This window comes from Mesorhizobium sp. Root695 (assembly GCF_001428185.1).
Taxonomy (GTDB): domain Bacteria; phylum Pseudomonadota; class Alphaproteobacteria; order Rhizobiales; family Rhizobiaceae; genus Mesorhizobium.
Genome location: NZ_LMHO01000003.1, coordinates 276,239 through 301,171, shown reverse-complemented (window position 1 = coordinate 301,171; position 24,933 = coordinate 276,239). Strand labels below are relative to the sequence as shown.

22 protein-coding genes are annotated in these 24,933 nt (G+C 63.8%); 12 read left to right on the top strand and 10 right to left on the bottom strand.

Annotated features, from left to right (window positions below):
- The first annotated feature begins 4 nt into the window (after positions 1-4).
- From ASD99_RS05580 to ASD99_RS05565, 4 genes are all read left to right on the top strand, one after another.
- Positions 5-316 carry a sarcosine oxidase subunit delta gene (locus ASD99_RS05580; RefSeq protein ID WP_057142959.1) on the top strand — a complete coding sequence of 104 codons (312 nt, stop codon included), beginning with the start codon at positions 5-7 and terminating at the stop codon, positions 314-316.
- Positions 313-3,306, top strand: coding sequence for a sarcosine oxidase subunit alpha (locus tag ASD99_RS05575; protein WP_057142958.1), 2,994 nt, complete (start codon positions 313-315; stop codon positions 3,304-3,306). Before ASD99_RS05580 ends, ASD99_RS05575 begins: the two co-directional genes overlap by 4 nt.
- On the top strand, positions 3,299-3,886 hold the full coding sequence (soxG, locus tag ASD99_RS05570; RefSeq protein ID WP_056596409.1) for a sarcosine oxidase subunit gamma family protein: 588 nt from the start codon (positions 3,299-3,301) through the stop codon (positions 3,884-3,886). The genes ASD99_RS05575 and soxG overlap by 8 nt, the downstream gene beginning before the upstream one ends.
- Before the next feature lie 278 nt (positions 3,887-4,164).
- The gene (locus ASD99_RS05565) at positions 4,165-5,607 is read left to right on the top strand and encodes an MFS transporter (protein ID WP_057142957.1); all 1,443 of its coding nucleotides are present in this window, start codon (positions 4,165-4,167) and stop codon (positions 5,605-5,607) included.
- 39 nt (positions 5,608-5,646) lie between these two features.
- Here the strand turns inward: ASD99_RS05565 and ASD99_RS05560 are convergent, their stop codons facing one another.
- The gene (locus ASD99_RS05560; RefSeq protein WP_056596415.1) at positions 5,647-6,351 is read right to left on the bottom strand and encodes a nitroreductase; all 705 of its coding nucleotides are present in this window, start codon (positions 6,349-6,351) and stop codon (positions 5,647-5,649) included.
- A gap of 204 nt (positions 6,352-6,555) precedes the next feature.
- Between ASD99_RS05560 and ASD99_RS05555 the strand changes: the two genes are divergently transcribed.
- The 5 genes from ASD99_RS05555 (at position 6,556) to ASD99_RS05535 (ending at position 14,191) form a co-directional block, all read left to right on the top strand.
- A complete protein-coding gene (locus tag ASD99_RS05555; protein WP_082583157.1) occupies positions 6,556-7,119 on the top strand; it encodes a helix-turn-helix domain-containing protein in 564 nt (187 codons plus the stop codon).
- A gap of 92 nt (positions 7,120-7,211) precedes the next feature.
- Complete coding sequence (locus tag ASD99_RS05550) at positions 7,212-9,665, top strand: GcvT family protein (protein ID WP_057142994.1); 2,454 nt, start codon at positions 7,212-7,214, stop codon at positions 9,663-9,665.
- Positions 9,662-10,567 (top strand): homocysteine S-methyltransferase family protein, encoded by a 906-nt coding sequence (locus ASD99_RS05545; protein WP_056596425.1) that lies wholly within the window; start codon positions 9,662-9,664, stop codon positions 10,565-10,567. Before ASD99_RS05550 ends, ASD99_RS05545 begins: the two co-directional genes overlap by 4 nt.
- Positions 10,560-11,741: a pyridoxal phosphate-dependent aminotransferase gene (locus tag ASD99_RS05540; protein ID WP_057142956.1), complete on the top strand. Its 1,182-nt coding sequence runs from the start codon at positions 10,560-10,562 to the stop codon at positions 11,739-11,741. Before ASD99_RS05545 ends, ASD99_RS05540 begins: the two co-directional genes overlap by 8 nt.
- Complete coding sequence (locus tag ASD99_RS05535) at positions 11,738-14,191, top strand: GcvT family protein (RefSeq protein WP_057142955.1); 2,454 nt, start codon at positions 11,738-11,740, stop codon at positions 14,189-14,191. Before ASD99_RS05540 ends, ASD99_RS05535 begins: the two co-directional genes overlap by 4 nt.
- Positions 14,192-14,333: 142 nt before the next feature.
- On the opposite strand, the gene ASD99_RS05530 is transcribed toward ASD99_RS05535, so the two are convergent.
- From ASD99_RS05530 to ASD99_RS05500, 7 genes are read right to left on the bottom strand one after another with little or no spacing between them, the layout of a single operon-like run.
- On the bottom strand, positions 14,334-14,921 hold the full coding sequence (locus ASD99_RS05530; protein ID WP_056596432.1) for an NAD(P)H-dependent oxidoreductase: 588 nt from the start codon (positions 14,919-14,921) through the stop codon (positions 14,334-14,336).
- Positions 14,921-15,502: an NAD(P)H-dependent oxidoreductase gene (locus ASD99_RS05525; protein WP_057142954.1), complete on the bottom strand. Its 582-nt coding sequence runs from the start codon at positions 15,500-15,502 to the stop codon at positions 14,921-14,923. The genes ASD99_RS05530 and ASD99_RS05525 overlap by 1 nt, the downstream gene beginning before the upstream one ends.
- Positions 15,502-16,905, bottom strand: coding sequence for an FAD-binding oxidoreductase (locus ASD99_RS05520; RefSeq protein ID WP_057142953.1), 1,404 nt, complete (start codon positions 16,903-16,905; stop codon positions 15,502-15,504). Before ASD99_RS05520 ends, ASD99_RS05525 begins: the two co-directional genes overlap by 1 nt.
- Complete coding sequence (locus ASD99_RS05515) at positions 16,905-18,206, bottom strand: cytosine deaminase (RefSeq protein ID WP_057142952.1); 1,302 nt, start codon at positions 18,204-18,206, stop codon at positions 16,905-16,907. Before ASD99_RS05515 ends, ASD99_RS05520 begins: the two co-directional genes overlap by 1 nt.
- Positions 18,207-18,210: 4 nt before the next feature.
- Positions 18,211-19,062 (bottom strand): ABC transporter permease, encoded by an 852-nt coding sequence (locus ASD99_RS05510; protein ID WP_056596443.1) that lies wholly within the window; start codon positions 19,060-19,062, stop codon positions 18,211-18,213.
- Entirely contained in the window at positions 19,049-19,873 is an 825-nt protein-coding gene (locus ASD99_RS05505; protein ID WP_057142951.1) for an ABC transporter ATP-binding protein, read from the bottom strand. Before ASD99_RS05505 ends, ASD99_RS05510 begins: the two co-directional genes overlap by 14 nt.
- 12 nt (positions 19,874-19,885) lie before the next feature.
- Positions 19,886-20,890: an ABC transporter substrate-binding protein gene (locus ASD99_RS05500; RefSeq protein ID WP_056596448.1), complete on the bottom strand. Its 1,005-nt coding sequence runs from the start codon at positions 20,888-20,890 to the stop codon at positions 19,886-19,888.
- Between the two features lie 265 nt (positions 20,891-21,155).
- Here ASD99_RS05500 and ASD99_RS05495 point away from each other — a divergent pair, with 265 nt between their 5' ends.
- Together ASD99_RS05495 and ASD99_RS05490 are read left to right on the top strand one after the other, a co-directional pair.
- On the top strand, positions 21,156-21,539 hold the full coding sequence (locus ASD99_RS05495) for a RidA family protein (RefSeq protein ID WP_056596451.1): 384 nt from the start codon (positions 21,156-21,158) through the stop codon (positions 21,537-21,539).
- Positions 21,540-21,593: 54 nt separating this feature from the next.
- A complete protein-coding gene (locus ASD99_RS05490; protein WP_056596456.1) occupies positions 21,594-22,397 on the top strand; it encodes a creatininase family protein in 804 nt (267 codons plus the stop codon).
- On the opposite strand, the gene ASD99_RS05485 is transcribed toward ASD99_RS05490, so the two are convergent.
- Positions 22,398-22,907 (bottom strand): tyrosine phosphatase family protein, encoded by a 510-nt coding sequence (locus ASD99_RS05485; RefSeq protein ID WP_056596461.1) that lies wholly within the window; start codon positions 22,905-22,907, stop codon positions 22,398-22,400.
- Entirely contained in the window at positions 22,904-23,950 is a 1,047-nt protein-coding gene (gene cobD / locus ASD99_RS05480) for a threonine-phosphate decarboxylase CobD (protein ID WP_082583155.1), read from the bottom strand. The genes ASD99_RS05485 and cobD overlap by 4 nt, the downstream gene beginning before the upstream one ends.
- On the opposite strand from cobD, the gene cbiB reads away from it, so the two are divergent.
- Entirely contained in the window at positions 23,949-24,917 is a 969-nt protein-coding gene (gene cbiB / locus ASD99_RS05475) for an adenosylcobinamide-phosphate synthase CbiB (protein WP_057142950.1), read from the top strand. The genes cobD and cbiB overlap by 2 nt on opposite strands.
- Positions 24,918-24,933 lie beyond the last annotated feature (16 nt).

Sequence of the window (24,933 nt, the reverse complement as noted above, 5' to 3'; positions counted from 1 at the left end):
TCCAATGTTGATCACTTGCCCCTATTGCGGCCCGCGCGACGTCATCGAATTCACCTATCAGGGTGACGGCAACCGTGAGCGCCCCGACCCAGCTTCGCAGAATTTCGAAGCGTGGAACGCCTATGTCTACGACCGGCTGAACCCGGCCGGCGATCACAACGAGATTTGGCAGCATTCCGGCGGTTGCCGCGCTCATCTCAAGGTCGTGCGCAACACGCTGACGCACGAGATTTCCAGCGTTGCCTTCACACGGGGTGATCATGGGCGCGGCGATCATGGCTCGGCCGCGCGCGGCAAGGCGGAGGACAAGTCATGAGCCCGCGCCGCACCGACACGGGCGGCCGCATTGATCGGCTGAAAACCATCCGCTTCACCTTCGACGGCGCGCCCTACACCGGCCATGCCGGCGATACGCTGGCGTCAGCCCTGCTGGCCAAGGGCGTCACGCTTTACGGGCGCTCGTTCAAGTACCACCGCCCGCGCGGCCTGCTCACCGCGGGCGTCGAGGAGCCCAACGCACTGGTGACGGTGCTGAAGGGTGAGGTCCGCGAGCCTAACATTCCGGCGACCATGGTCGAGATCCATGACGGGCTGGTTGCCATCAGCCAGAACCGCTTTCCCTCGCTTGCCTGGGACATCAATGCCGTCAATCAGCTTGGCGGCAAGGTCCTGTCGGCCGGCTTCTACTACAAGACCTTCATGGGACCGGTGTTCGGTCCGCTCAAAGGCACGCGCTTCTGGATGTTCTGCGAGCATTTCATCCGCCGCGCCGCCGGCCTCGGCAGCGCCGGATCGGCAAAGGATCCGGCCCGCTACGAACGCATGAACGCCTTTTGCGACGTGCTGGTGGTCGGCTCGGGCCCGGCCGGCCTGATGGCCGCGAAGGCCGCCGCAGATCAGGGCGCGCGCGTCATGCTGGCCGATCTCGAGCCGCGTTTCGGCGGCTCGGCCAACTGGTCCGATGAGACGATCGATGGCGCGCCGGCCGCCGATTGGGCCCGCCGCATCGTCGCCCAGCTCGAAGGCCGCGACAATGTCCGGCTTTTGCCGCGCACCACGGTGTGGGGCTACTACGACAACAACACGCTCGCCGCGCTCGAACGGGTCAGCGACCACAAGGAACAGCCCGGCAAGGGCGAGCCGCGCCATCGCTACTGGGCAATCCGCGCCAAATCCGTGGTCCTGGCCACCGGCGCCTTTGAGCGCCCGTTGGTCTTCCCCGGCAATGATCGGCCGGGCGTGATGCTGGCGCATGCCGCCGAGCGCTATGCCAACGAATTCGGCGTGCTGCCGGGCGAGCGGATCGCGCTGTTTACCAACAATGACAGTGCCTATCGGGCCGCCGTCGCCTTGAAGAAGGCCGGTGCCGCGGTCGTCGCCATCGCCGATGTCAGGCCGGAACTTTCGCCAGAGATGCGCAAGCTGGCCGCGGAAGCCGAGGCGGAGATATTCGCTGGCCATGCCGTCGTCGCCACCGAGGGCGGCAAAGCGCTGTCCGGCCTCAAGCTGCAACGCTTCGACATGACCAATGGCGCACTGATCGGCGATGCACGCAGCATCCATGCCGATTGCCTGCTGATGTCCGGCGGCTGGTCGCCGACCATCCATCTGGCCAGCCAGGCCGGCGCCAAGGCGGAATGGAACGCCGCGCGGCAGGCTTTCCTGCCGCCGAAGCCGACACAACAATGGATCGGCGCCGGCGCTTTCACCGGCAGTTTTTCTACCACCGAAGCCATCGCCGAAGGCCGCGCCGCCGGCCTGGCCGCGGCCGGCGGACAGAGCACACCGGCTGTATTGCCGGTGGTAGAAGCCGTGCCCGGCGATCCCGATCCCGCCCCGGTGTTCGAGATCAGGGCCAAAGGCAAGAGCTTTGTCGATTTCCAGCACGACGTGACAGCCGAGGACGTGCGGCTGGCGCATCGCGAAGGCTTCGTCTCAGTCGAGCATCTGAAGCGCTACACCACGCTCGGCATGGCGACCGACCAGGGCAAGAGCTCCAACGTCCCTGGCCTTGCCATCATGGCCGAAGCGCTGGGCAAGCCGATACCCGAGGTTGGCACGACGCGCTTCCGGCCGCCCTTTGCGCCGGTATCGATCGGCTCGCTGGCGGCGGAACGCTTCGGCGACCTGAAGCCCGAGCGGCTGACCCCGATGCATGACTGGCACCTCGCCAATGGCGCGACGATGTACTCCGCCGGCCTCTGGTACCGCCCGATGATCTACGGCCATGCCGGCGAGACGGTCGAGCAAGCCTATGTGCGCGAAGCCAAGGCGACGCGCGAAAGCGCCGGCATCGTCGATGTCTCGACGCTGGGCAAGATCGCCGTGCAAGGCCCCGATGCCGCCGCATTCCTCGACCGCGTTTATACCAACATGTTTTCGACGCTGGCCGTCGGCAAGGCACGCTACGGTCTGATGCTGCGCGAAGACGGCCTCGCCTTCGACGACGGCACCACATGGCGGCTTGGCGAGCAGGATTTCCTGATGACCACCACCACGGCCAATGCCGGCAAGGTGATGCAGCATCTGGAATATTTCCTCGACGTGATCTGGCCGGAGCTCAAGGTGCACGTCACCTCGGTGACCGACGAATGGGCGGGTGCCGCGATCGGCGGGCCGAAGGCCAGGCAGATCCTCGCCGCCTGTGTCACCGGCACAGCCGTCGACAATGCGACCCTGCCCTTCATGGGCATCGTGCGCGGCGAGATAGCAGGCGTGCCGGTGATGATCTGCCGGCTTTCCTTCTCCGGTGAAATGGCCTTCGAGGTCTATTCCGGCGCCGGCCACGGCACCCATGTCTGGGAAGCGCTTGTCGAGGCCGGCGAGCCGTTTGGGCTGGTCACCTACGGGCTTGAGGCGCTGGGCACGATGCGCATCGAAAAGGGCCATGTCACCGGCGCCGAGATCGACGGCCGCACCACGGCGCGCGATTTGCATCTCGACTGGATGCTATCGAAGAAGAAGCCGTTCATCGGCTCGGCGATGATGGATCGCGAAGGCCTGATCGCGTCCGACCGTCTGGAACTGGTCGGCCTGATTTCGCTCGACAACAAGCCGCTCAACGGCGGCGCTCACATCGTCGAAGAGGTTGACGAAGCTAATCCGCACGGCTCGATCGGCCACATCACCGCCTGCTGCTACTCGCCGGCGCTCGGCAAGCATATCGCGCTGGCGCTGGTCAAGGGCGGCAAGGCACGGCAGGGCACGCGCGCCCATGTCTCCGATCCCTTGCGCAACCGGTTCGGACCGATCGAGATCGTCTCCAACCACTTCTTCGACCCGGACGGGAGCCGCATGCATGGTTGAGCGCCAATCACCGCTTGAGCCGGAGTTTCACGTCGGCTCGCACGGCAATTTCGAGCATGGCGTCGAGATCCTGCTGACCGAAACGAGGCCGGGCTCGATCGTGCAGGTCGCCGCCTGGCCGGGCGAGGAGAAGAAGCTGATATCAGCCATCCGCACCGTTGCCGGACTTGCTCTGCCCGATGGCGCCGGCGGCGGCGTGAGCGACGGTGTGAAGTCGGTGTTCGGCTTCGCGCCAGGAAAGTTCACCGTTGCCGACGAGGCCGAAGGGCTGGCCGCGGCCTTTGCCAGGGTGGTAACGCCGGCCATCGGAACGGTGACCGACCTTTCACACGGCCGCACCGCCATCCGCATCGCCGGTCCGAAGGCCGAATGGGTGCTGGCGAAATTCTTCGCCATCGACTTCGCGCTGCCGGCCTTTCCCATCGGCGCCGGCCGTTCGACCACCCATCACGACATCTTCGTTCAGATCCAGCGCACCGGCGCCGACCAGTTCGACATCTATGTCTTCCGCTCCTTCGCACGCTCGTTCTGGAAGGCGCTCTGTCACGCCAGCGAGGAAGTCGGCTACGAGGTGCAATAGAGCAGTTCCAGGAAAAGTGTGAAACGGTTTTCCGTCCGGAATTGCGTCAAAACAAAGAGTTAGAGCAACTCACCGTTTCAGTGAAACGGATATTGCTCTAACTGGTGCAGCCAGCTGGCCCCATCGCTTCCGTTTCTGGCATCAACGCCAGCCGGTTCTGCCGCTAGAGAATCGCGCCGCTCGCGCCCATGATGGAAAAATGGCCGCCCAACCGGCCCCAAGGGATATGAAAATCCCTTCTTCAAGAGTCGGCACATTCGTTTGGTTCGAACATCTCCATGACCGCTGAACTATCCGCCGGCGCCACGGATCGCGCCGATGTGCCGGCCAAAGCCCTGCTCCTGCTGCCGCTGACGGTCGCCTGCGGTGTCTTCATGACCAGCCTCGACCAGAATGTCGTGGTCACGGCGCTGCCCGGCATCAGCGAAAGTCTCGGCCGTCCACCGAGCCAACTCGGCCTGCTCATCACCGTCTATGTCGCCAGCCTGATCATCTCGATGCCGCTTGGCGGCTGGGCCGCCGACCGCTTCGGCTTGCGCAATGTCTACTGCTTTGCCTTGCTGGTGTTCGCCGCCTCGTCGGCCCTGTGCGGACTGTCTGATAATATCTGGATGCTGGTTGGTGCCCGTGCGCTGCAAGGCTTCGGCGGCGCCTTGATGGGTACGCTCGGCCAGGTCGTCATCCTGTCGACCTTTCCGCGCAGCCGCACACTCAAGATCAACATGTATATCTCGCTGGCCGGCCAGTCCGGACCGTTGGTCGGCCCGCTCGTTGGCGGCGCGCTGACCACCTACATTTCCTGGCGCTGGATCTTCTTCATCAATGTGCCGTTCGCACTGGCTGCGGCAATTCTTGCCGCCTCGCTGTTTCCTACGATGACCAAGCCCGTGCGCACGCCATTCGATTTTCCGGGCTTCCTGCTGGTCGGCAGCGGCATGGTCCTGCTGGTCTTTGGCATGGATTCGCTTGCCGCCAAGGACGCTGCCGGCGGTATCATCGCCGGCGAACTGGCGCTGGCGCTCGTCATCCTGACCGTCGGCTCGTTCTACTGCCTGCGCGTGCGCAATCCGCTGCTCGATCTCAAGCTCTTGCGTATCCGCACCTTCCGCATTTCGTTCCTCACCGGTGGCGGGCTGGATACGATCGGCCTCAGCTCGGTCGTCTTCCTGCTGCCGTTGATGTTCCAGCTCGGCTTCGGCATGAGCGCGGTGCAGGCAGGATCGCTAACCTTCGTCGCCGCGGTCGGCTCGGTGGCAATGCGCTTCTTCATGCCGCGCGTCCTCAACCGTTTCGGCTTCCGCCGCGTGCTGGTCTACAACACGCCGATCGTCGCCGCCATGGTAGCGGGCTTTGCCTTGATGCAAGCGACCACACCGGTCTGGATCGTGCTTGCCTACATCTTCGTCTTCGGCGTCTTCCGCTCCGCGCAATGGGCCTCGACCGGCAACCTCGCCTATTCCGACATCGCGCCCGAACAGCTCGCCCGCTTCAGCGCGCTCTATTACATATTGTGGCAGCTGGCGGTGGCGATCAGCGTCGGCTTGGCCGCCGCGGCATTGTCGTTTCTGGCCGGGGACGGGCCAGCCATCGCCGACGACTTCCGCATCCTGTTCGTGATCGAGGGCGTCATCACGCTCTGCGCGCTGCTCGCCTACCTCAAGCTGACGCCGCAGGACGGCGCCCATGTCAGCGGCCACGGCGCCCAGATGAACACGGAATAGTGCATGCCGCCCATTTCGGCCGACTGGCCAGGGCAGCCGCTATTCGCTGAACGTCACCCACTCTGCCAGCGGTACGCGGTCGGTGCGGAAGGTGTTTTCGGGCTTGGAAATGTCTTCACGGCCAAGCGCCATACCGCAGACGACGATCTCTTCGTCCGGAATGTTGAGCACCGGCCTGATCTGCCGGTGATAGGGCGCGAACGCCGCTTGCGGACAGGTGTGCAGACCCCTGCCCCGCGCCGCGACCATGATGTTCTGCAGGAACATGCCGTAGTCGATCCATGAGCCCTGGTTGAGCCGGCGATCGATGGTGAAGATCATGCCGACCGGTGCGTCGAAAAAGACGAAGTTGCGGTCGTGCTGGGCGCGCATTTTGTCGACCTCGCGGCGACCAATGCCGAGCGCGCCATAGAGGCCGAAGCCGTTGGCGCGGCGGCGGGTCAGATAAGGCTCGAAGAACTGCGTGGGATAGTAGCGGTACTCGTCCCAATCGGCCTTTTCGGCGCGAATGCCGGAATTGAGAATGGCGTCTGATATCCGCTGCTTGGTCTCGCCCTTGGTGACGTAGACCTTCCATGGCTGCATGTTGGTGCCTGACGGAGCCCGCGCCGCAACCGCCAGAATGGCGCGGATGGTGTCGTCGTCGACCATGTCGGGCAGAAATGCGCGCACCGAACGGCGCGACAGGATCGCCTCGTCGACAATCTCGGCATCGCCCGCAATTCGGGTGTTGTTTTTCAGCATGGGCCGTCCCTTAACCCTCGTCTCGACCGGACGTCCCCACTCGCCGTTCGTGCCCGAGCCTTTGCATGAACCGCCAAAATCGTGCAAGCAAATCTTGTGCATCCGTGAAAATCCGCTTGATTTTTTCACGAGCTTGATCTCTCATGAAATTTGACGGCTTTATTTCATGAAGTGAGCGTTTTGCCTTCGCCTACAGCAAGAACATTGCAGGGACCTGACGAACGCGTGCTGGCCGGCGATATCAGGGCCTTGCGCCGGGCGCGCGGGCTGACGCTCGCCGAAATTGGCCTGGAGCTTGGCCGTTCGGTCGGCTGGGTCAGCCAGGTCGAGCGTGGCCTGTCGACGCCGTCGCTGGGCGACCTCAAGGCCTTCGCAGAACTGTTCGGCGTGCCGATCAGCCTGTTCTTCAGCCATGACGTGCCTGTCGAAAGCGAACGCGGCGTGGTTGTGCGCGCCGGCAGGCGCCGCACGCTTGGTACAAGCGAAACCGGCCTGGTGGAGGAGCTTCTGTCGCCTGATCTCGGCGGTAGCTTCGAGATGGTGCGTTCGGTCTTCGCGCCGGGCGCGGAATTGAAGGCCGAGGCGCAACGGCCGACCGAGGAAGCCGGTTACGTTGCGTCCGGACTGTTCGACATCGAGATAGCAGGCGTCTGGCATCGGCTTGGCGAAGGCGATTCCTTTCGCTTCGAAGGCAAGCCTTACCGCTGGCGCAATCCGGGGACCGAGCCGGCAATTGTCATCTGGGTGGTTTCGCCGCCAGTTTATTGAATGCATGTCGCCCAAAAGTGTGCAGCGGTTTTGGGACAACGACATGCATCAAAACAAAAAAGCGCGACGCGCTGAATGTGTGGGAGAAGAACATGGCGGGTTTGCCGAGCACGGCGCGCGTGGTGATCATTGGAGGCGGCGCCGTCGGCACCTCCTCGCTCTATCATCTGGCCAAGGCCGGCTGGACCGACTGCGTGCTGCTCGAAAAGAACGAGCTGACCTCCGGCTCGACCTGGCATGCCGCCGGCAATGTGCCGACCTTCTCCTCGTCCTGGTCGCTGATGAACATGCAGCGCTATTCGACCGAGCTTTACCGCGGGCTGGCCGACGCGGTCGACTATCCCATGAACTATCACGTCACCGGCTCGCTGCGCCTTGCTCATACGAAAGAGCGCATGCAGGAATTTCAGCGCGCCAAGGGCATGGGCCGCTACCAGGGCATGGACATCGACATTGTTGGCGTCGACGAGATCAAGCGCCGCTATCCCTTCATCGAGACGCATGATCTGAAAGGCGCGCTCTACGATCCGAGCGATGGCGACATCGACCCGGCGCAGCTCACCCAGGCGCTGGCCAAGGGCGCGCGCGACATGGGCGCGAAGATCATCCGCTTCTGCCCGGTCACAGGCGTGCGCCGTGAGAACGATGAATGGGTGGTCGAGACGGCACAAGGCGAGATCCGTTGCGAGATCGTCGTCAATGCCGCCGGCTACCGCGCCGCCGAAGTGGGCCGGATGTTCGGCCGCGATGTGCCGATGATGGTGATGAGCCATCAGTACATCCTGTTCGAGGAGATCCCCGAGCTGGCGGCATGGTCGAAAGAACAGGGCAAGAAACTGCCGCTGCTGCGCGACGTCGACACTTCCTATTATCTGCGCCAGGAGAAGAACGGCATGAACCTCGGCCCCTATGAGCGCAATTGCCGCGCGCATTGGGCCACCCACAACGACCCGATGCCTGAGGACTTTTCCTTCCAGCTGTTCCCCGACGATCTCGACCGGCTGGAACATTATCTGGCCGACGCCGTCGCCCGCGTGCCGATCCTGGGCACCGCCGGCCTGTCCAAGGTCATCAATGGGCCGATCCCCTACACGCCGGACGGCAATCCGCTGATCGGCCCGATGCCTGGCGTTCCCAATGCCTTCGAGGCCTGCGTCTTCACCTTCGGCATCGCCCAGGGCGGCGGCGCCGGCAAGGTGCTGGCCGAATGGGTGACCGAGGGCCAGACCGGATGGGACATGTGGTCGTGCGATCCGCGCCGTTTCACCTCCTTTGCCTCGGCGCCGGACTATTGCGTCGCCAAGGGCATGGAAATCTACGGCAACGAATACGCCATCCAGTTTCCGCGCCATGCCTGGCCTGAGGGCCGCGACCGCAAGCTGTCGCCGATCCACGATCGCATCAAGGCGCTCGGCGGCCGCTTCGATGCCTACAACGGCTGGGAACGCGCCACCTGGTATGCGAAAGATGGCGATGATGTTTCGGAGGAAGCGACGCTGACCTTCCGCCGCGAAGGACCGTGGCACCATCGTGTGCGCGAAGAATGCCTGGCCGTGCGTGACGCCGCCGGCATTTTGGACCTGCCGGGCTTCTCCCGCTTCAACCTGGAAGGCCCGGGAGTCGCCGAATGGCTGAGCCTGCAGGTCACCGGGCTGGTGCCGAAGCCCGGCCGCATCGGCCTCGTCTATTTCGCCGACGACAAGGGCCGCATCGTCACCGAAATGTCGGTCGTGCGCCACGACGAGAATCTGATGACGCTGATTACCGCCGCTGTGGCGCAGTGGCATGATTTCGAGTGGCTGAAATCGCGCCTGCCCAAGGACGCGCCGTTCAGGCTGATCGACAGGACAGAGGAATTCTCGACCCAGATCCTGGCGGGCCCCAACTCGCGAACAATCCTCGCCGATGTGTGCGACGCCGACCTCACTCTGCCATGGCTGACGCATCAGGAGACAAAAATCGCCGGCCGCTGGGCGAAACTCGTGCGCGTCTCCTTCGCCGGCGAACTCGGCTGGGAAATCCACACCAGGGTGGACGACACCGCCGCCATCTTCGATGCCGTCTGCGCGGCAGGCCAGCAGCACGAACTGAGGCCGTTCGGCATGTATGCGCTGGATTCGCTCAGGCTCGAAAAAGGCTACCGCACCTGGAAGGGCGACCTGTCGACCGACTATTCGATCCTGCAGGGCGGGCTGGAGCGCTTTGTCAAATGGGACAAGCCCGACTTTCGCGGCAAGGCGGCACTCCAGAATGAAAGGCAGCAAGGCGTGAAAAAGCGCTTCGTCACGCTGGTCGTCGAGAACCCCGGCGATTGTGACGCCCCTTCGGTGTCGACGCTGTGGCATGACGGCAAGATCGTCGGCGAGACGACGTCAGGTGGCTGGGGTCATCGCGTCGACAAATCGATCGCGCTCGGCATGCTGCGCGCCGACCTGGCTGAACCCGGCACCGCCATCGAGGTCGAAATCTTCGGCGAGCGTTTTCAGGCGATCGTGCAGCAAGATGAACCCCTGTGGGATCCGAAGAACGAGAGGCTGCGCGCATGAAGAAGGTCATCCTGACCGATGGCGGCATGGGCCAGGAACTGGTTCGTCGCAGCCAATCCGAGCCGACGCCGCTATGGTCGGCACGGGTGCTGATCGACGAACCGGATCTGGTGCGCGACCTGCACGCGGAATTCATCCGTGCCGGCGCCCGCGTCATCACCATCAACACCTATTCTGCGACACCAGAACGCTTGGCGCGCGAGGGCGCGGAAGACCTCTTCAAGCCGCTGCAGAAGCGCGGCATCGAATTGGCCAGGCAAGCTTGCGAGCAGGCCGGCGAGGCAGCCATCGCCGGCTGCCTGTCGCCGCTTTTTGGCAGCTACGCGCCGGCGCTGACCATTTCATATCAGGATACGCTCGACATCTATCGCCGCATCGTTGCCGAGCAGGCGGATGGCGTCGACCTGTTCCTGTGCGAAACCATGGCGTCGGCTGATGAGGCGCGCGCGGCAGTCACCGCGGCATCCGAGAGCGGCAAGCCGGTATGGGTGTCGTGGACGCTGGCCGATCATGGCAAGCCGCGGCTGCGCAGCGGCGAGACAATAGCCACCGCGGCAGGCGCGCTCGACGGCTTGGTCGTCGCCGCGCGGCTGCTCAACTGCTGCCGGCCCGAAGCGATCGCCGCTGCCTTGCCTGAACTGATCGACCTCGGCGGCCCGGTCGGTGCATATGCAAATGGCTTCACCTCCACCGAAGCGCTCAAGCATGGCGGCACCGTCGATGTGCTGCATGCCCGTCACGACCTTGATCCGGAAGCCTATGCCAACCAGGCGATCGGCTGGGTCGAAGCCGGCGCCGACATTGTCGGCGGTTGCTGCGAAGTCGGACCACCGCATATCGCCGCTCTGCGCGACCGGGTCGAACAGGCCGGCTACGAAATTTCGGGAGTTTTGCATGCCTAGACCATCATCGCGCATTTCCGGCATCGTTCCTTCGGGCAAGGACGGCTGGGAAGTCCATTCAGCCGCCTGGGCCCGCAAGGCGGCCGGCGAAGACATCATCATGCTTTCGGTCGGCGATCACGACTTCGACACGCCGTCGGAAACGATCGAAGCCTGCGTTGCCGCGGTTCGCGGCAGCAACCACCACTACACCCCGCTTTCCGGCCTGCCGCGCCTGCGCAAGGCAATGGCGGCGGCCTCGAGCGCCTGCACCGGCGTCGAGACGACGCCGGATCAAGTCATCGCCACGCCGGGCGGCCAGGCCGCACTCTACGCGGCCGTACAAGCCGTGCTCGACCAGGGCGACCACGCTATCGTGGTGGCGCCCTATTACGCTACCTATCCCAACACGTTCAGCGCCGCAGGCGCCAGTTTCACCGTGGTCGAGACACCCGCCGACGATGGCTTCCAACCGCACGCAGAGATGATCCGTGCCGCACTCCGGCCCAACACGCGCGCCATTCTCATCAACACACCGAACAACCCCACCGGTGCGGTCTATTCGCGAGAGCGGCTGGAGCAACTCGCCGAGATCTGCCTGGAGCATGACCTCTGGCTGCTGTCGGACGAAGTCTACTGGACGCTGGGTGGTGGTGAGCACGTCTCGCCGCGCTCGCTGCCAGGGATGGCCCAGCGAACGCTGGTCATCAATTCGATGTCCAAGAGCCACGGCATGACCGGCTGGCGCATGGGCTGGCTGACCGGTCCTGAAGCGATGATCACGCTGCTCATCAATCTCAATCTGGTGACAACTTACGGCCTGCCGGCCTTCATCTCGATCGCCTGCGCCGAGGCGCTCGAGAACCGTTACGGCGTCAAGGAGATCGCCGAACGCTACGCCGCACGCCGCACCGTTTTGCTCGACGCCGTGCGTGGCATGAACGATGTCACCGTGCGCGGTTCCGAAGGCGGCATGTATGTCATGCTCGACATTTCGGCCGTCGAACCCGACGACGAGAAATTCGCCTTCGCTTTCCTCGACAAGGAGAATGTCGGCGTGATGCCGGGCTCCAGCTTCGGCGAGGCAGCCGCCGGCCATATTCGCATCAGCCTCTGCCAGCCCGAACCCATGCTGCAGGAAGCAGCGCTCCGGCTGCGCCGTTTCGCTTCCAGCTATCGCCGCGAGGCCGCATGAATACCCAGAAAACCATCCCCGCCAAGGCAAGGGCCGTCATCATCGGCGGCGGCGTCTCCGGCTGTTCGGTCGCTTATCACCTCGCGAAGCTCGGCTGGACCGATATCGTGCTCCTGGAGCGCAAGCAGCTGACGTCAGGCACGACATGGCATGCCGCCGGCCTGATCGGCCAGTTGCGCGGTTCGCAGAACATGACCCGGTTGGCGAAATATTCGGCCGACCTCTACGTCAACCTGGAAGCCGAGACCGAAGTCGGCACCGGAATGCGCCAGGTCGGCTCGATCACCGTGGCGCTGACAGAAGAACGCAAGCACGAGATCTACCGGCAAGCATCGCTCGCTCGCGCCTTCGATGTCGATGTCCGCGAGATTTCTCCCAATGAGGTCAAGCAGATGTACCCGCATCTGAATGTCTCGGACGTCGTCGGCGCCGTGCACCTGCCGCTCGATGGCCAGTGCGACCCCGCCAACATCGCCATGGCGCTGGCCAAGGGCGCGCGCCAGCGCGGCGCCACCATCGTCGAGAATGTGAAGGTCACCAAGGTCCACACCAAGGCCGGCCGCGTCACCGGCGTGTCCTGGGCACAGGGCGAAGACCAAGGCACCATCGAGGCCGACATCGTCGTCAATTGCGCCGGCATGTGGGCGCGCGAACTGGGCGCACAGAACGGCGTCACCATCCCGCTGCACGCATGCGAGCATTTTTATCTCGTCACCGAGCCGATCCCCGGCCTCACCCGCCTGCCGGTGCTGCGCGTGCCCGACGAATGCGCCTACTACAAGGAGGACGCCGGCAAAATGATGCTGGGCGCCTTCGAGCCGGTGGCAAAGCCATGGGGCATGGACGGTATCCGCGAGGATTTCTGCTTCGACCAACTGCCGGAGGACATGGACCATTTCGAGCCGATCCTCGAAATGGGCGTCAACCGCATGCCGATGCTGGCAACCGCCGGCATCCACACCTTCTTCAACGGTCCCGAGAGTTTTACGCCCGACGACCGCTACTATCTCGGCGAGGCGCCGGAACTGTCCGGCTACTGGATGGCGACCGGCTACAATTCGATCGGCATCGTCTCCTCCGGCGGCGCCGGCATGGCGCTGGCACAGTGGATCAATGACGGCGAGGCCCCCTTCGACCTGTGGGAAGTCGACATCCGCCGCGCCCAGCCGTTCCAGAAGAACCGCCGCTACTTGAAGGAGCGCGTCTCCGAAACGCTCGGCCTGCTCTATGCCGACCATTTCCCCTATCGCCAGATGGCGACTTCGAGGAATGTCAGGCGCTCGCCGTTGCACGAGCATCTGAAGGCGCGCGGCGCGGTGTTCGGCGAAGTCGCCGGCTGGGAGCGCGCCAACTGGTTTGCCCGTGAGGGCCAGGAGCGCGAATACCGCTATTCCTGGAAGCGCCAGAACTGGTTCGACAACCAGCGCGAAGAACACCTCGCGGTCCGGAACGGCGTCGGCCTGTTCGACATGACCTCATTTGGCAAGATCCGCGTCGAGGGCCGCGACGCCTGCGCCTTCCTGCAAAAGCTGTGCGCCAACGACATGGACGTGGCCCCGGGCAAGATCGTCTACACCCAGATGCTCAACCAGCGCGGCGGCATCGAGAGCGACCTGACGGTCTCGCGGTTGTCGGAAACGGCGTTCTTTCTCGTCGTCCCCGGCGCCACGCTGCAGCGCGACCTGGCCTGGCTGCGCAGGCACATCACCGATGAATTCGTCGTCATCACCGATGTGACGGCGGCCGAAAGCGTGCTCTGCCTGATGGGGCCGGATGCGCGAAAACTGATCCAGAAGGTCAGCCCGAACGATTTCTCGAACGAAACCAATCCGTTCGGCACGTTCCAGGAGATCGAGATCGGCATGGGCCTGGCCCGCGCGCATCGTGTCACCTATGTCGGCGAACTCGGCTGGGAACTCTATGTCTCGACCGACCAGGCGGCCCATGTTTTTGAAGCGATCGACGAGGCCGGCGCCGAAGTCGGCCTGAAACTCTGCGGCCTGCACACGCTGGATTCCTGCCGCATCGAAAAGGCGTTCCGGCACTTCGGCCACGACATCACCGACGAGGACAATGTGCTGGAAGCCGGCCTTGGCTTCGCAGTCAAAACGGCCAAGGGCGACTTCATTGGCCGTGATGCGGTTTTGAAGAAGAAGGAAGCTGGTCTGTCACGCCGACTGGTCCAGTTCCGGCTGAAAGACCCGCAACCCCTGCTGTTCCACAACGAGGCGATCTTGCGCGACGGCAAGATCGTTGGCCCGATCACGTCTGGCAATTACGGCCATCACCTCGGCGGCGCCATCGGGCTGGGCTATATCGAGTGCCAGGGCGAGAGCGAGGCTGATGTGCTGGCTTCATCCTACGAGATCGAGATTGCCGGCGAGCGCTTTGCGGCGCAAGCGTCGCTGAAGCCGATGTACGATCCGAAGTCGGAGCGGACGAGGATGTAGCACCCCTTCCTTCGCCCCGTTTACGGGGAGAAGGTGGCCCGAAGGGCCAGATGAGGCGTCGCCAGGTTTTGCGAAGCTAGCGCTGCCCCTCATCTGGATGCCGCCATCTTCTCCCCGTAAACGGGGAGAAGGACGCTAATCCTCAAAACCGCTCCAGCTTTCTTCGCACCTTGCCTAAAAACGCCGCCCGCGTCTGCGGCGTCGAGGAATCCATCAAATAGTGTGCCAGGAAAAAGGTCCGGCAGCGCGTCGCGCACAACGCGCGCATGCCGCGCAGCAAGGTCTTGCGTCCCGGCTGACCGACGACGACGCTCCACCAGGTCGGCGCCCCGCAGGTGGTGATGACACCGACCTTGGTCACATGCGTCATCAGCGACTTGATCCGCCCCTTGCCGGCCGGCAGCTTGAAGGCGACATCCGTCGCCCACACCCGGTCGAGCCAGCCTTTCAGCATGGCCGGCAGCCCGTACCACCAGGTCGGATAGACGAACAGGATCGCTTCCGCCCAGTTGAGCAGTTCGAAATGCGGCTTCAGCGCCGGATCCTGCGGCGCCTGGTCGTTATAGGAGCGCCGCTCGTCGCAGCCCATCACCGGGTCGAATTTCTCGGCATAGAGGTCGAGCAGCCGCACCTCCCAGCCTCTTCGCGTCAGCACTTCGACGGCAGAGTCGCGAATTGCCGCACAGAAGCTGTCGGGGACCGGGTGGCAGTAGACCACCAGGGCGCGCATCAGAACGCCTCCATGCGTGCCGCGACCTTGGCCATGAAAGCCTTGCGCGTGCCATCGGTAGACACGTTCATCGCGTAGTGCGCGAGGTAGGCCACCGGCGCGCCGGGTTTGACGGTGGCGCGCAGCATCCGCTTGATCAGCCTGCGCGGCGGATCGCCCATCAGCATGGCGCGGAACCGGCTGCCGCCATAAGTGGTCACCGCCGCAACTTTCTTTATGTTGTGCAGCGATGGCTGCACCTTGCCGTCGACCAGCCTGAACGACACGCCGGGCAGGAAGACGCGATCGAAAAAGCCTTTCAGGATCGCTGGAAAGCCGTAGTTCCAGACCGGATAGGAGAGCACCAGCGCATCCGCCCGCAGCAGGCGTTCGACATAGGGTGCCACCGCATCGGCGGGACCACGCTGGTTGTGATAGTCCAGCCGCTCCTGGCGCGTCAGCCGCGGATCGAAACCCTCGGCATAGAGATCGCAGTCGTCGACCGTATGGCCCGCCGCCGTCAACCGCACGACGGTCATCCTGTGCAGGCCGGCATTGAAGCTGGTCTCGACCGGATGGGCGTAGAGGACAAGAATGTGCATCAGCCGGCCTTCTGCAGCCCCTTGAACAGGAATGTCCGGCCCGAACGGTAGTCGTAGTCCGGATTTTCCCAGGCGATCATCTTGCCTGGGTTGAGCAGGCCTTGCGGATCGGTCTCGCGCTTGAAGGCAAGCTGCACCGCGTCGGTCTGCTTCATGCCGCCCTCTTCCAGCGTGTAGCGATGCGGGTTGAAGATCGGGCAGCCATTCTCCTCATGCAGCCGCACGATCTCGTCGAGCCGCGCCTCGCTGGTGAACTTGACCAACGGCAGGCCAAAGCAGGTTATGTTGCCGTCCAGCCGCACAAATTCCAGATGCGAGAAAACCTCGCCCGGAAACATCGCATCCATCTTCTCGACCAGTGCCAGCTGATTGGGAAAGGGATAGAGCGACTGCAGATAGGTGATCGAAGGGTCGACGCGCAGCGCCCGGAGCGTGGTGTGGTTCCAGGCCAGCTCATAGGCCGGCGGCAGGCCCTTTTTCTCGTCCGGCGTCGCTGTGGCTGCATTGAAGATCACCTCGCCACCGGCACGACGGGTGAAGGCCAGGAAGGCATCGAGCCCATGCTGCGCCACCATGACGACGCAGATGCTTTGCCCCTCCTTCAGGAATTTCTGGTGCCGCTTGAGATAGAGCTGCGGCACGGGTGCCGCTATCGGCGTGATCAGCTTGGTCAGGATGCCGTCCTGGCATGCCAGCGCATTGCCGAAGCGGGCCGCATCCATGAAAGCGTCGAAGCCGACGATGACATCGACCCAGTCATAGGCTGCCGTCAGCGGCATCTCGACTTCCGATATGATGCCGTTGGTGCCGTAGGCATGGGTCACCTTGTGCAGATCCTCACCGGTGAGCTCGAGCGCTTTCGGCTCCGCCTCCATCGTCACCACGCGCAGGCGAAGCACATTGCCGAAATCGCGCAGGCCGCCGAAATTGATCGAGCCGACGCCGCCCGAGCCGCCGGCGATGAAGCCGCCGATCGAGGCCGTGTTGTAGGTGGACGGCGACAGCCGAAGTTCCTGCCCTGAATGCGCCCGCGTTGCCTTGTCGATATCTGCCAGGATGGCCCCCGGTCCGGTCACAACGCGACCCGGGGCGATCGACTTGATCTCGTTCATCTCGGCAAGGCTGAGCACGACGCCGCCCGAAAGCGGCATCGCCTGGCCGTAATTGCCGGTGCCGCTGCCGCGCGGTGTCACCGGCACGCCATGCCGATGACACGCGGCGAGTACGCGGATCAGCTCGGCCTCGTTCTTCGGCGTCACGATCAAATCGCCGGTGACATGGTCGAGCTGTTGCTTCAGCACCGGGCTGTACCAGTAGAAGTCGCGGCTCTTCTGCTGGACGATGGCTGGATTGTCGTCGACCTTCAGGCCTTCGAGATCGCGTTTGAGCGCCGAAACGTCCATCATTCCACCATCAGTTCGTCGAGTTCGGCATAATCGGGCAATTGCCGGTCGATGGCGCGTCCGCCGCGCACGACGATGCGATCCGATTCGGGGCGCGACAGCAATTCCGTCCAGCTTCGACCTTTGAACACGATGAAATCGGCATCGCCTCCGGCCGCAAGCGTGCCGAAACCGTCGAGCCGCATCACCTTGGCGGGCGTCGCGGTGACCGTTTGCGGCCAGTCGGCGACCGGATGGTCTAAATGCAGGATACGCGTCGCCATGCGGTAGACCTCCAGCATGTCGAGATCGCCATAGGCATAGAACGGGTCGCGGGTGTTATCGGAAGCGACCGCCACCGGAATGCCCCTCGCCTTCATCTCGTGCAGCAGCGTCACGCCACGCCAGCGCGGCGTGGTGTCATCGCCGCGCCGGTCCTGCAGATAGAGATTGCACATCGGCAGCGAGACGACGGCCAGCCCGGCCTTCGCCACCTTGTCCAGCGTGTCGAGCACGTCAAGGTCCGGCTGGCGCGCCAGCGAACAGCAATGGCCGACGAGGATCTTTCCTTCGAAGCCATTCCAGAGTGCGGCCTCCGCGATCTTCTTCAACGATATGGCGGCGACATCGTCGGTCTCGTCGGCATGGAAATCGAGATCGAGACCATGCTTGATGGCTTGCGCGAAGACATGGTCGAGCAGTTCTTCGAGGTCCGGCACCATATAGGTGACGACACCGAGCACGCCTTTGGCCGCAGCAACCCTTTTGGCCAGCCTGTCGAACCATTTCCTGTCGCGGACGCCCTCGATGCCGAGCAGGCAGGCGCCCTGCAATTCGATACGGCCGCGCCATGTCTCGCGCATTGCCACGAACACCGGCCAGGAGATTTCCTCCTGCGGCGCGACGCTGTCGAGGTGCGTGCGCAGCGCCCTGGTGCCATGCGCGTAGGCTGAGCGCAGCGAAAAATCCATGCGCCGCGCCACGTCCTCGGCGCTCCAGCGTGCCACACGATCGGCACCGGCGGCATTCAGCGCGCCCATGAAGGTGCCGTCGGGATTGGGCTTTCGCGGCCAGATATGACCCTTGTCGATATGCGTGTGGCAGTCGACGAAACACGGCAGCACGATGCGGCCGCCAAGATCGACGGCGTCCACCGGCACAGCGACACGCCCATGCGCGGCGATGGCGGAAAATTTGCCATCGGCGACGGCGATGTCGGCAAGCGCGAAACCGTCGCGGTCGAAAGCAGCGCCAAGGCCCGGTGTCAGCGACGCGTGAAGCCTGACATTGGCGAGCCGGTATGAACCTGTGTTCGGAATCAAGGGCCTAGCGCTCCTGCTTCAGTGCGCTTTCGTGCCAGCGCCGCAAAATGAGATGCGAAATCAGCGACAGCACGAGGAAGATCAAAATGCCGGTGAGCGAGATCAGGAACAACGCTGCGAACAGCCGCGGCGCGTTGAGCCGGTAGCCGGCCTCGATGATGCGCGAGGCAAGGCCAGACGACTGGCCGGTGGTGCCGGCGACGAACTCGGCGACCACGGCACCGATCAGCGACAGGCCGCCGGCGATCTTCAGCCCGCCGAGGAAATAGGGCATCGCCGCCGGGAGCCTGAGATAGCGCAACTGCTGCCAGCGCGTCGCACCATTGAGTTTGAACATGTCGCGCAGATTGCGGTCGACGGAGTTGAGGCCAAGCGTCGTGTTGGACAGGATCGGAAAGAAGGCGACGATCCAGGCGCACAGCAGAAGCTTGGTCGTCTGGTCGTTTACATAGATGTTGATCAGCGGAAAGATCGCCACGATCGGCGTCACCTGCAGCACGATGGCGAAGGGAAAGAACGACATCTCGACCCATTTCGATTGCGCAAACAGCACCGCCAGCCCGACCCCGCCGATGACAGCCAAAGCCAGGCTGAGGAAGGTGATGCGCAAGGTGACCAGCAGCGAGGAAAACAGCAGGCCGGCATCGTTGTAGAGCGTCCACAGCACCACGCCGGGACGCGGCAGGATGTATTGCGGGATCGCGTTCCATACGCAGATGCGGTCCCACAGCCAGATGGCCAGGATCATGATCGCCAGCGGCAGCATCCAACGACCGATCCGTTCGAACCGCTCCTGGCGCACGCGGCGTGCTTCTTCGGGGTCGAGTTCGAGCACGCGCTCGTCAATGGCCGTCATGATGCGCGCCTGCTGTTGAATTGATGGCCTGGACCAGCACATCGGAGGCCTGACGGCAGAGTGCCGCATAGTCTGGCGAGGTGCGAAACGCCCCGTCGCGCGGATAGGAGGCCTTGATGGCGAGTTCGTCGAACACCCTGCCCGGCCGCGCCGCCATGACGACGACGCGGTTGGACAGGAATACACTTTCAAAGACGCTGTGGGTGACAAAGACGACGGTGAAGCGTTCGTCCTGCCACAGCTCCAAGAGATCGTTGTTGAGCTTGAAGCGGGTGATCTCGTCGAGTGCCGCGAACGGCTCGTCCATCAGCAGCACGCGCGGCTTGGTCACCATGGCCCGCGCGATCGAGACGCGCATCTTCATGCCGCCGGACAGCTCGCGCGGCACCGCGTCTTCGAAGCCGGTCAGGTGAACCCGCGCCAGCATTTCCGTTACCGCCGGTGCCGCCTTGGCGCGGCTGATGCCTTTCAGCCGAAGCGGCAGCCAGACATTGTCGAAGACGCTGGCCCAGGGCAGCAGCGTCGGCTCCTGGAAGACAAAGCCGATGTTCGAGCGGTCAAGCGCGCCGCCGCCGCGCCAATCGAGCACGCCGGAGGTCGGCGTCGACAGGCCGGCGATCAGCCGTAGCGCCGTCGACTTGCCGCAGCCCGACGGCCCGAGCAGGCTGAGGAAATCACCTTCCCGGATCGTCAGATTGACGTCGCTCAGCGCCGTCACGCCGTTGGAGAAGACCTTGCCGACGCCCCGCAGCGCCAGCAATGTCGAAGCAACGTCCGAGGCTGGCGCTTGCGCCACCTTTTCCCTTATCATGCCGGGGCCGGCCTATTTCTTCAGGTCGAGCCCGACGCCCTTGTTGACGAAGGTCAGTGTGTAGGCCTTCTTGATGTCGATGCCGTCAGGCGTGACCTTGGCCTTGACCATCTTGTCGTAAAAACTCTTGATCCTCTCGTCGGTCATGGCGCCGATGCCGAGCTTTTCGGTGTCGCCGGAATCGGCCAGGCCGAACTTCTTCATCTGCTCGATCGAGAACGCGATCTGCTCGTCGCTCATATCGGGATTGTCTTTCTTGATCAGGTCGTTGGCGGCCTTGTTGTCGCCGTAGAGATATTTGTACCAGCCCTTGGCCGAACCATCGACGAAGCACTGGACCACCTCCGGCTTCTTGTCGATCGTGTCCTGCATCACCTCGATCGTCGTCGAGTAGGTGTCCCAGCCATAGTCGGCGAGCAGGAACTGGTTCGGCACGAAGCCGCCTTCCTTCTTGACCGCGAACGGCTCGGAGGTCACGTAGCCCTGCTGGATCGACTTCTTGTTGGCGAGGAAGGGAGCGGTGTTGTAGGTGTAGGGCGCGCGCTTGGAGGCGTCGAAGCCGAATTCGATGACCATCCACTGGAAGAAGGTCTGCACGCCCTCGTCGCCAAGGATGTACTGATCGGCGTTCTTCAGGTCTTCCCATTTGTCGAGCCCCTCGCCGGGATGGGACATGATGACCTGCGGGTCCTTCTGGAAATCCGCCGCCACGACGCGCATTGGAATGCCTTGCTGGACGGCATCGAAAGCTGACAGCAGATTGCCGCCCATGTAGAAATCGATCTTGCCGGCAAGCAGCATCGGCCGGCCGCTGACCTGCGGGCCGCCCTGCATGATGGTGACGTCGAGGCCGCAGGCGGCGTAGGTGCCGTCCGCCACGGCCTGGTAATATCCGCCATGTTCCGGTTCGGCCAACCAGTTGGTGCCAAAGGTGACTTTTTCATTCGCAGCCGCACCCAGCGTGCTGGCTGCAAGCAAGGCCACAACCGCCACCGAGATCTTCTGTTTTCCGTACATCGACACCACCCTTTGTTTGCTCCGGCGCGCCACGCGCCAGGCTCGACACCAAAGATTCAAGAAGCAAGACACATGCCACCGGCGCCTTGCGCCGGGACCGCCCGCTTGAACGACATTGCACTGCCAAGGGCGGACGGGTCATGCTGTACGGAAGGCATCGTGCCTATTTTTTGAACGCCTGTCCACAATCGCTCGGGCAACATGCACCGCCATCTTGAAGGTGCAATGGGTCAGGCCTTAGGCTGGCGCCAAACCGGAGAATGCCATGTTCAAATTCCTCACCCCCAAGTTGATCAAGCCGCCCTTTGCCCGCTACAGCCACGGCGTCGAGGTGCCGCCCGGCAAGCGACTTGTGCTGTGCTCGGGTCAGGTCGCCATCACCGCGGACGACCAGATACCCGAAGACGCCGGCGCGCAGGCAGAACTCTGCTTCCGCAACATCGAAGCGGTGCTCGGCGAAGCCGGGCTGGGTCTGCATGACATCGTCCGCATCAATGCCTATGTCACCGACCGCGCGCATCTGCGGCCCTACATGGACGTCCGCGACCGGCTGTTTTCGAGCCCCGCGCCAGCCTCGACGCTGATGATCGTCTCGGGATTTGCCCGGCCCGAATTCAAGGTCGAGGTAGAGGCGATCGCGGCCGGGTGATCGACAGGCCGCGCTTGCCGCGCTAGGTCTGCCCGTTCATTGAAGAGGCATGACATGACTGTTGCGAAAAAACGTGTGTGGTGGGGCGACTACCGGACCACCGAATACGCCTCGATCGACCCGGAGGCGACCATCGCCGTGCTGCCGGTGGCGGCGATCGAGCAGCATGGGCCGCATCTGCCGGTTTCGACCGACGCCTCGATCATGAACGGGATGCTCGACACGGTGATCGCCCGTCTGCCCGACGATCTCGACATCCGCATCCTGCCGGTCCAGGCGGTGGGCAAGTCGAACGAGCATCTGCACGCGCCGGGCACCCTCACCCTGCCGGCAACGACGCTGGTCGAAGCCTGGACCGAACTTGGCCTGTCGATCGCGCGCGCCGGCGTGCGCAAGCTGATTGTCGTCAATTCGCACGGCGGCAACGAGGAGATCATGGGCATCGTCACACGCGAACTGCGCGTGCGTGAAAACATGCTGGCGGTTAAGACCAGCTGGCAGCGCTTCGGCCGCCCGGCCGGCATGTACACCGAGCTCGAGGACCGCCACGGCATCCATGGCGGCGATGTCGAGACCTCGCTGATGCTGCATTTCCGGCCCGATCTTGTCGACATGGGCAAGGCCGACAATTTCATTTCCAATGTCGCCAAGGCCGAAAAGGAATTCTCGCTGCTGCGTCACACCGGCACCCACGCTTTTGCCTGGATCGCCAGCGACCTCAACCCGAACGGTGTGGTCGGCGATGCGAGCATCGCGACGGCGGAAAAAGGCCGGCTGACATCGGAACATCAGGCTGACGGCTTCATCAGCCTGCTGCGGGATGTGCGCAAGGCGAAGCTCGCCGACTGGCTGAAGTAGCTAACCGTCTATCCTAAGCGCGAACGGCGTGCCTTCAAAGGCATCCGCGCCGCGCCCGATCGATTCGATCGCCTCGATCATGCGGCCGTTGCGATCAAGCAACGCGTCGGCCACGGCGATCAATCGCGGATTGGGTGTCGCCGAGGGCGACAGCGCCCGCAGCGTCCGCGCCAGTTCGGCCTCGTCACGCTTCGGCGCCAGTGCGGCGGCGATGATATAGGCCGAAGCGGTCGAGCGGCTTATGCCGGCATAGCAATGCACGACCATCGGATTTGCCCGGTCCCATCGGCGCGCGAAATCGAGCAGGTCGCGCACATGATCCTCGCCTGGCATCGTCATGCCATCCTGCGCCACCGCAATGTCGTGCATGACCAGATGCAGATGGTTCTCCCTGATGATCGAGGCCGGCCGCACCACCTCCGTGCCGGCGGCGAGCAGCGACAGCATGCGATCGGCGCCGGTCCTGGCCACCGTTTCCTCGATCTTTGCCAGCGAGCAGACATGGATCATTGTTTTGAACCCTTTGATTTATCCTCGCGCCGCGCCGCCCATCCGACAAGAGCGGATTCGAGCCGCTGCCATTCCAGTTCACTCCCCGGTAGGCCGGCGCGCAGGACATGTGGCCGGTCGGCAAAATGGCGAAGCAGGATACCGTGCTCACCAAGTGCGGAAAACAGATCGGCGGCATCGGCCAAGCGGAGATAGCGGAACAATGGGGTACCGCCCGCGACGAGAACGCCGAAGCGGCCGAACAGCGCATCGAGCCGCGCCGATGCTTTCGTAAGGGATGCTCGCATCGCGTCCTGCCAGCCGATGTCGGCAAGCGCGAGGATGCCGTACTCAAGCGCCGGGCCGGCGACGGCCCAGGGCCCGAATTGCGCTTCCAGCCGTTCGACTGTCGCTGCATCGGAAAGTGCAAACCCCAGCCGCAAACCAGCCAGACCAAAGAACTTGCCGAACGAGCGCAGCACGACGATGCCGCCCTGGCCGACATCGCCCGCGAGGCTGTGCTCGCGCGGCCCGACATCCATGAACGCCTCATCGACGACCAGCAGCCCGCCCTTGGCGCGCAGACCGGCAGCCAGCGCCAGCAGACGGTCGCGCTCGATGATGCGGCCATCCGGATTGTTCGGGTTGACGATGATGGCAAGGTCGGCGTCGGCCAGGGCCGCGAAGTCGCGGACCTCGGTCACCTCGTGCCCGGCGATCACTGCTGCGCGGGCATGTTCGGCATAGGTCGGCCCCAGCACCAGCGCCTTGCCGGGCGCGATCAGCGATGCGACGCGCGGCAACAGGATCTGAGTGCCCGGAGCCGCCGCGACGTTGGCTGGCGACGGCGCGCCATAGGTGCTGGCCGCGATCTCTATCAGGTCACGCGTGCGCGCGGCTTCCGGCAGCCGCGACAGGGTGGTAGCGGGCAGGTCGAAAAGCGGATAGGAGTGCGGATTGATACCGGTCGAGAGGTCGACGAAAGGCCGCGAAGCGTTGGGGAAAAGCGCCCACGCCCGGCCAAGACTTCCACCATGGTCCACCGCTCCTTCAAGAAGCTTCATGTCAGTCCTGATCGCTTTCCTGTCATTGGCCGTCGAATTCGCCCTCGGTTACCCCGACTGGCTGTTTCGCGCCATCGGCCATCCGGTGACGTGGTTCGGCAGGCTGATATCCTTTCTTGACCGCAGGCTCAACCACGCCACTGATCCCGACGCGCTGCGTCGCAAGCGTGGTGTCCAGGCGCTGCTGGTCATCGTGCTGGTGCCGGCGATAATCGGCCTCGGCGTGCAGATCCTGCTCTGGTTCGTTCCAATGGGCCTGATCATCACTGCCCTTCTGGCGACGTCGCTTCTGTCGCAGAAGAGCCTTTACGAGCATGTCGAGGCGGTGGCCGACGCACTCGACACCGGTGGCCTTGCTTTGGGCCGCGTGGCTGTCTCGCGAATCGTCGGCCGCGATCCCGAAACCCTGGACAGGGCCGGTGTCTGCCGCGCGGCGATCGAGAGCCTGGCCGAGAATTTTTCCGACGGCATCGTCGCCCCCGCCTTCTGGACCGGCGTTGGCGGGCTGGCCGGCGGCGCTGCCTACAAGGCAGCCAACACCGCCGATTCGATGATCGGCCACCGCACTCCTCGCCACGAGGCCTTCGGCTGGGCGGCGGCGCGCTTCGACGATTGGATCAACCTGCCGCCATCGCGGCTGACGGCGCTGCTGATCGTGCTGGCGGCTTTCCTGGTCAGGGGCGCCGATTCGCGCAATGCCTGGCACGCGGTGTGGCGCGACGCGAAAAAACACCGGTCGCCCAATGCCGGCTGGCCGGAAGCGGCAATGGCCGGTGCGCTCGGCCTCGCCCTCGCCGGGCCGCGCTTCTACGGCGGCGTGCTGGTCGACGACGTCTTCATGGGCGAAGGTGGGCGGCGCGAAGCCGACAGCGTCGACATCAGGCAGGCGCTGAAACTCTATCGCGTCGCCGACACATTGCTGATCGCGCTGTTTGGGTTGGTCGCGGTTATTTTCATTGTGGCCTGATCTTACCCTCCCTTTT

Bases quoted from the DNA above. Each gene is read 5' to 3' on its own strand.
- ASD99_RS05580 (WP_057142959.1), top strand. From the start codon at position 5: ATGTTGATCACTTGCCCCTATTGCGGCCCGCGCGACGTCATCGAATTC.
- ASD99_RS05575 (WP_057142958.1), top strand. From the start codon at position 313: ATGAGCCCGCGCCGCACCGACACGGGCGGCCGCATTGATCGGCTGAAA.
- soxG (WP_056596409.1), top strand. From the start codon at position 3,299: ATGGTTGAGCGCCAATCACCGCTTGAGCCGGAGTTTCACGTCGGCTCG.
- ASD99_RS05565 (WP_057142957.1), top strand. From the start codon at position 4,165: ATGACCGCTGAACTATCCGCCGGCGCCACGGATCGCGCCGATGTGCCG.
- ASD99_RS05560 (WP_056596415.1), bottom strand. From the start codon at position 6,351: ATGCTGAAAAACAACACCCGAATTGCGGGCGATGCCGAGATTGTCGAC.
- ASD99_RS05550 (WP_057142994.1), top strand. From the start codon at position 7,212: ATGGCGGGTTTGCCGAGCACGGCGCGCGTGGTGATCATTGGAGGCGGC.
- ASD99_RS05545 (WP_056596425.1), top strand. From the start codon at position 9,662: ATGAAGAAGGTCATCCTGACCGATGGCGGCATGGGCCAGGAACTGGTT.
- ASD99_RS05540 (WP_057142956.1), top strand. From the start codon at position 10,560: ATGCCTAGACCATCATCGCGCATTTCCGGCATCGTTCCTTCGGGCAAG.
- ASD99_RS05535 (WP_057142955.1), top strand. From the start codon at position 11,738: ATGAATACCCAGAAAACCATCCCCGCCAAGGCAAGGGCCGTCATCATC.
- ASD99_RS05530 (WP_056596432.1), bottom strand. From the start codon at position 14,921: ATGCGCGCCCTGGTGGTCTACTGCCACCCGGTCCCCGACAGCTTCTGT.
- ASD99_RS05525 (WP_057142954.1), bottom strand. From the start codon at position 15,502: ATGCACATTCTTGTCCTCTACGCCCATCCGGTCGAGACCAGCTTCAAT.
- ASD99_RS05520 (WP_057142953.1), bottom strand. From the start codon at position 16,905: ATGGACGTTTCGGCGCTCAAACGCGATCTCGAAGGCCTGAAGGTCGAC.
- ASD99_RS05510 (WP_056596443.1), bottom strand. From the start codon at position 19,062: ATGACGGCCATTGACGAGCGCGTGCTCGAACTCGACCCCGAAGAAGCA.
- ASD99_RS05505 (WP_057142951.1), bottom strand. From the start codon at position 19,873: ATGATAAGGGAAAAGGTGGCGCAAGCGCCAGCCTCGGACGTTGCTTCG.
- ASD99_RS05500 (WP_056596448.1), bottom strand. From the start codon at position 20,890: ATGTACGGAAAACAGAAGATCTCGGTGGCGGTTGTGGCCTTGCTTGCA.
- ASD99_RS05495 (WP_056596451.1), top strand. From the start codon at position 21,156: ATGTTCAAATTCCTCACCCCCAAGTTGATCAAGCCGCCCTTTGCCCGC.
- ASD99_RS05490 (WP_056596456.1), top strand. From the start codon at position 21,594: ATGACTGTTGCGAAAAAACGTGTGTGGTGGGGCGACTACCGGACCACC.
- ASD99_RS05485 (WP_056596461.1), bottom strand. From the start codon at position 22,907: ATGATCCATGTCTGCTCGCTGGCAAAGATCGAGGAAACGGTGGCCAGG.
- cbiB (WP_057142950.1), top strand. From the start codon at position 23,949: ATGTCAGTCCTGATCGCTTTCCTGTCATTGGCCGTCGAATTCGCCCTC.
- cobD (WP_082583155.1), bottom strand. From the start codon at position 23,950: ATGAAGCTTCTTGAAGGAGCGGTGGACCATGGTGGAAGTCTTGGCCGG.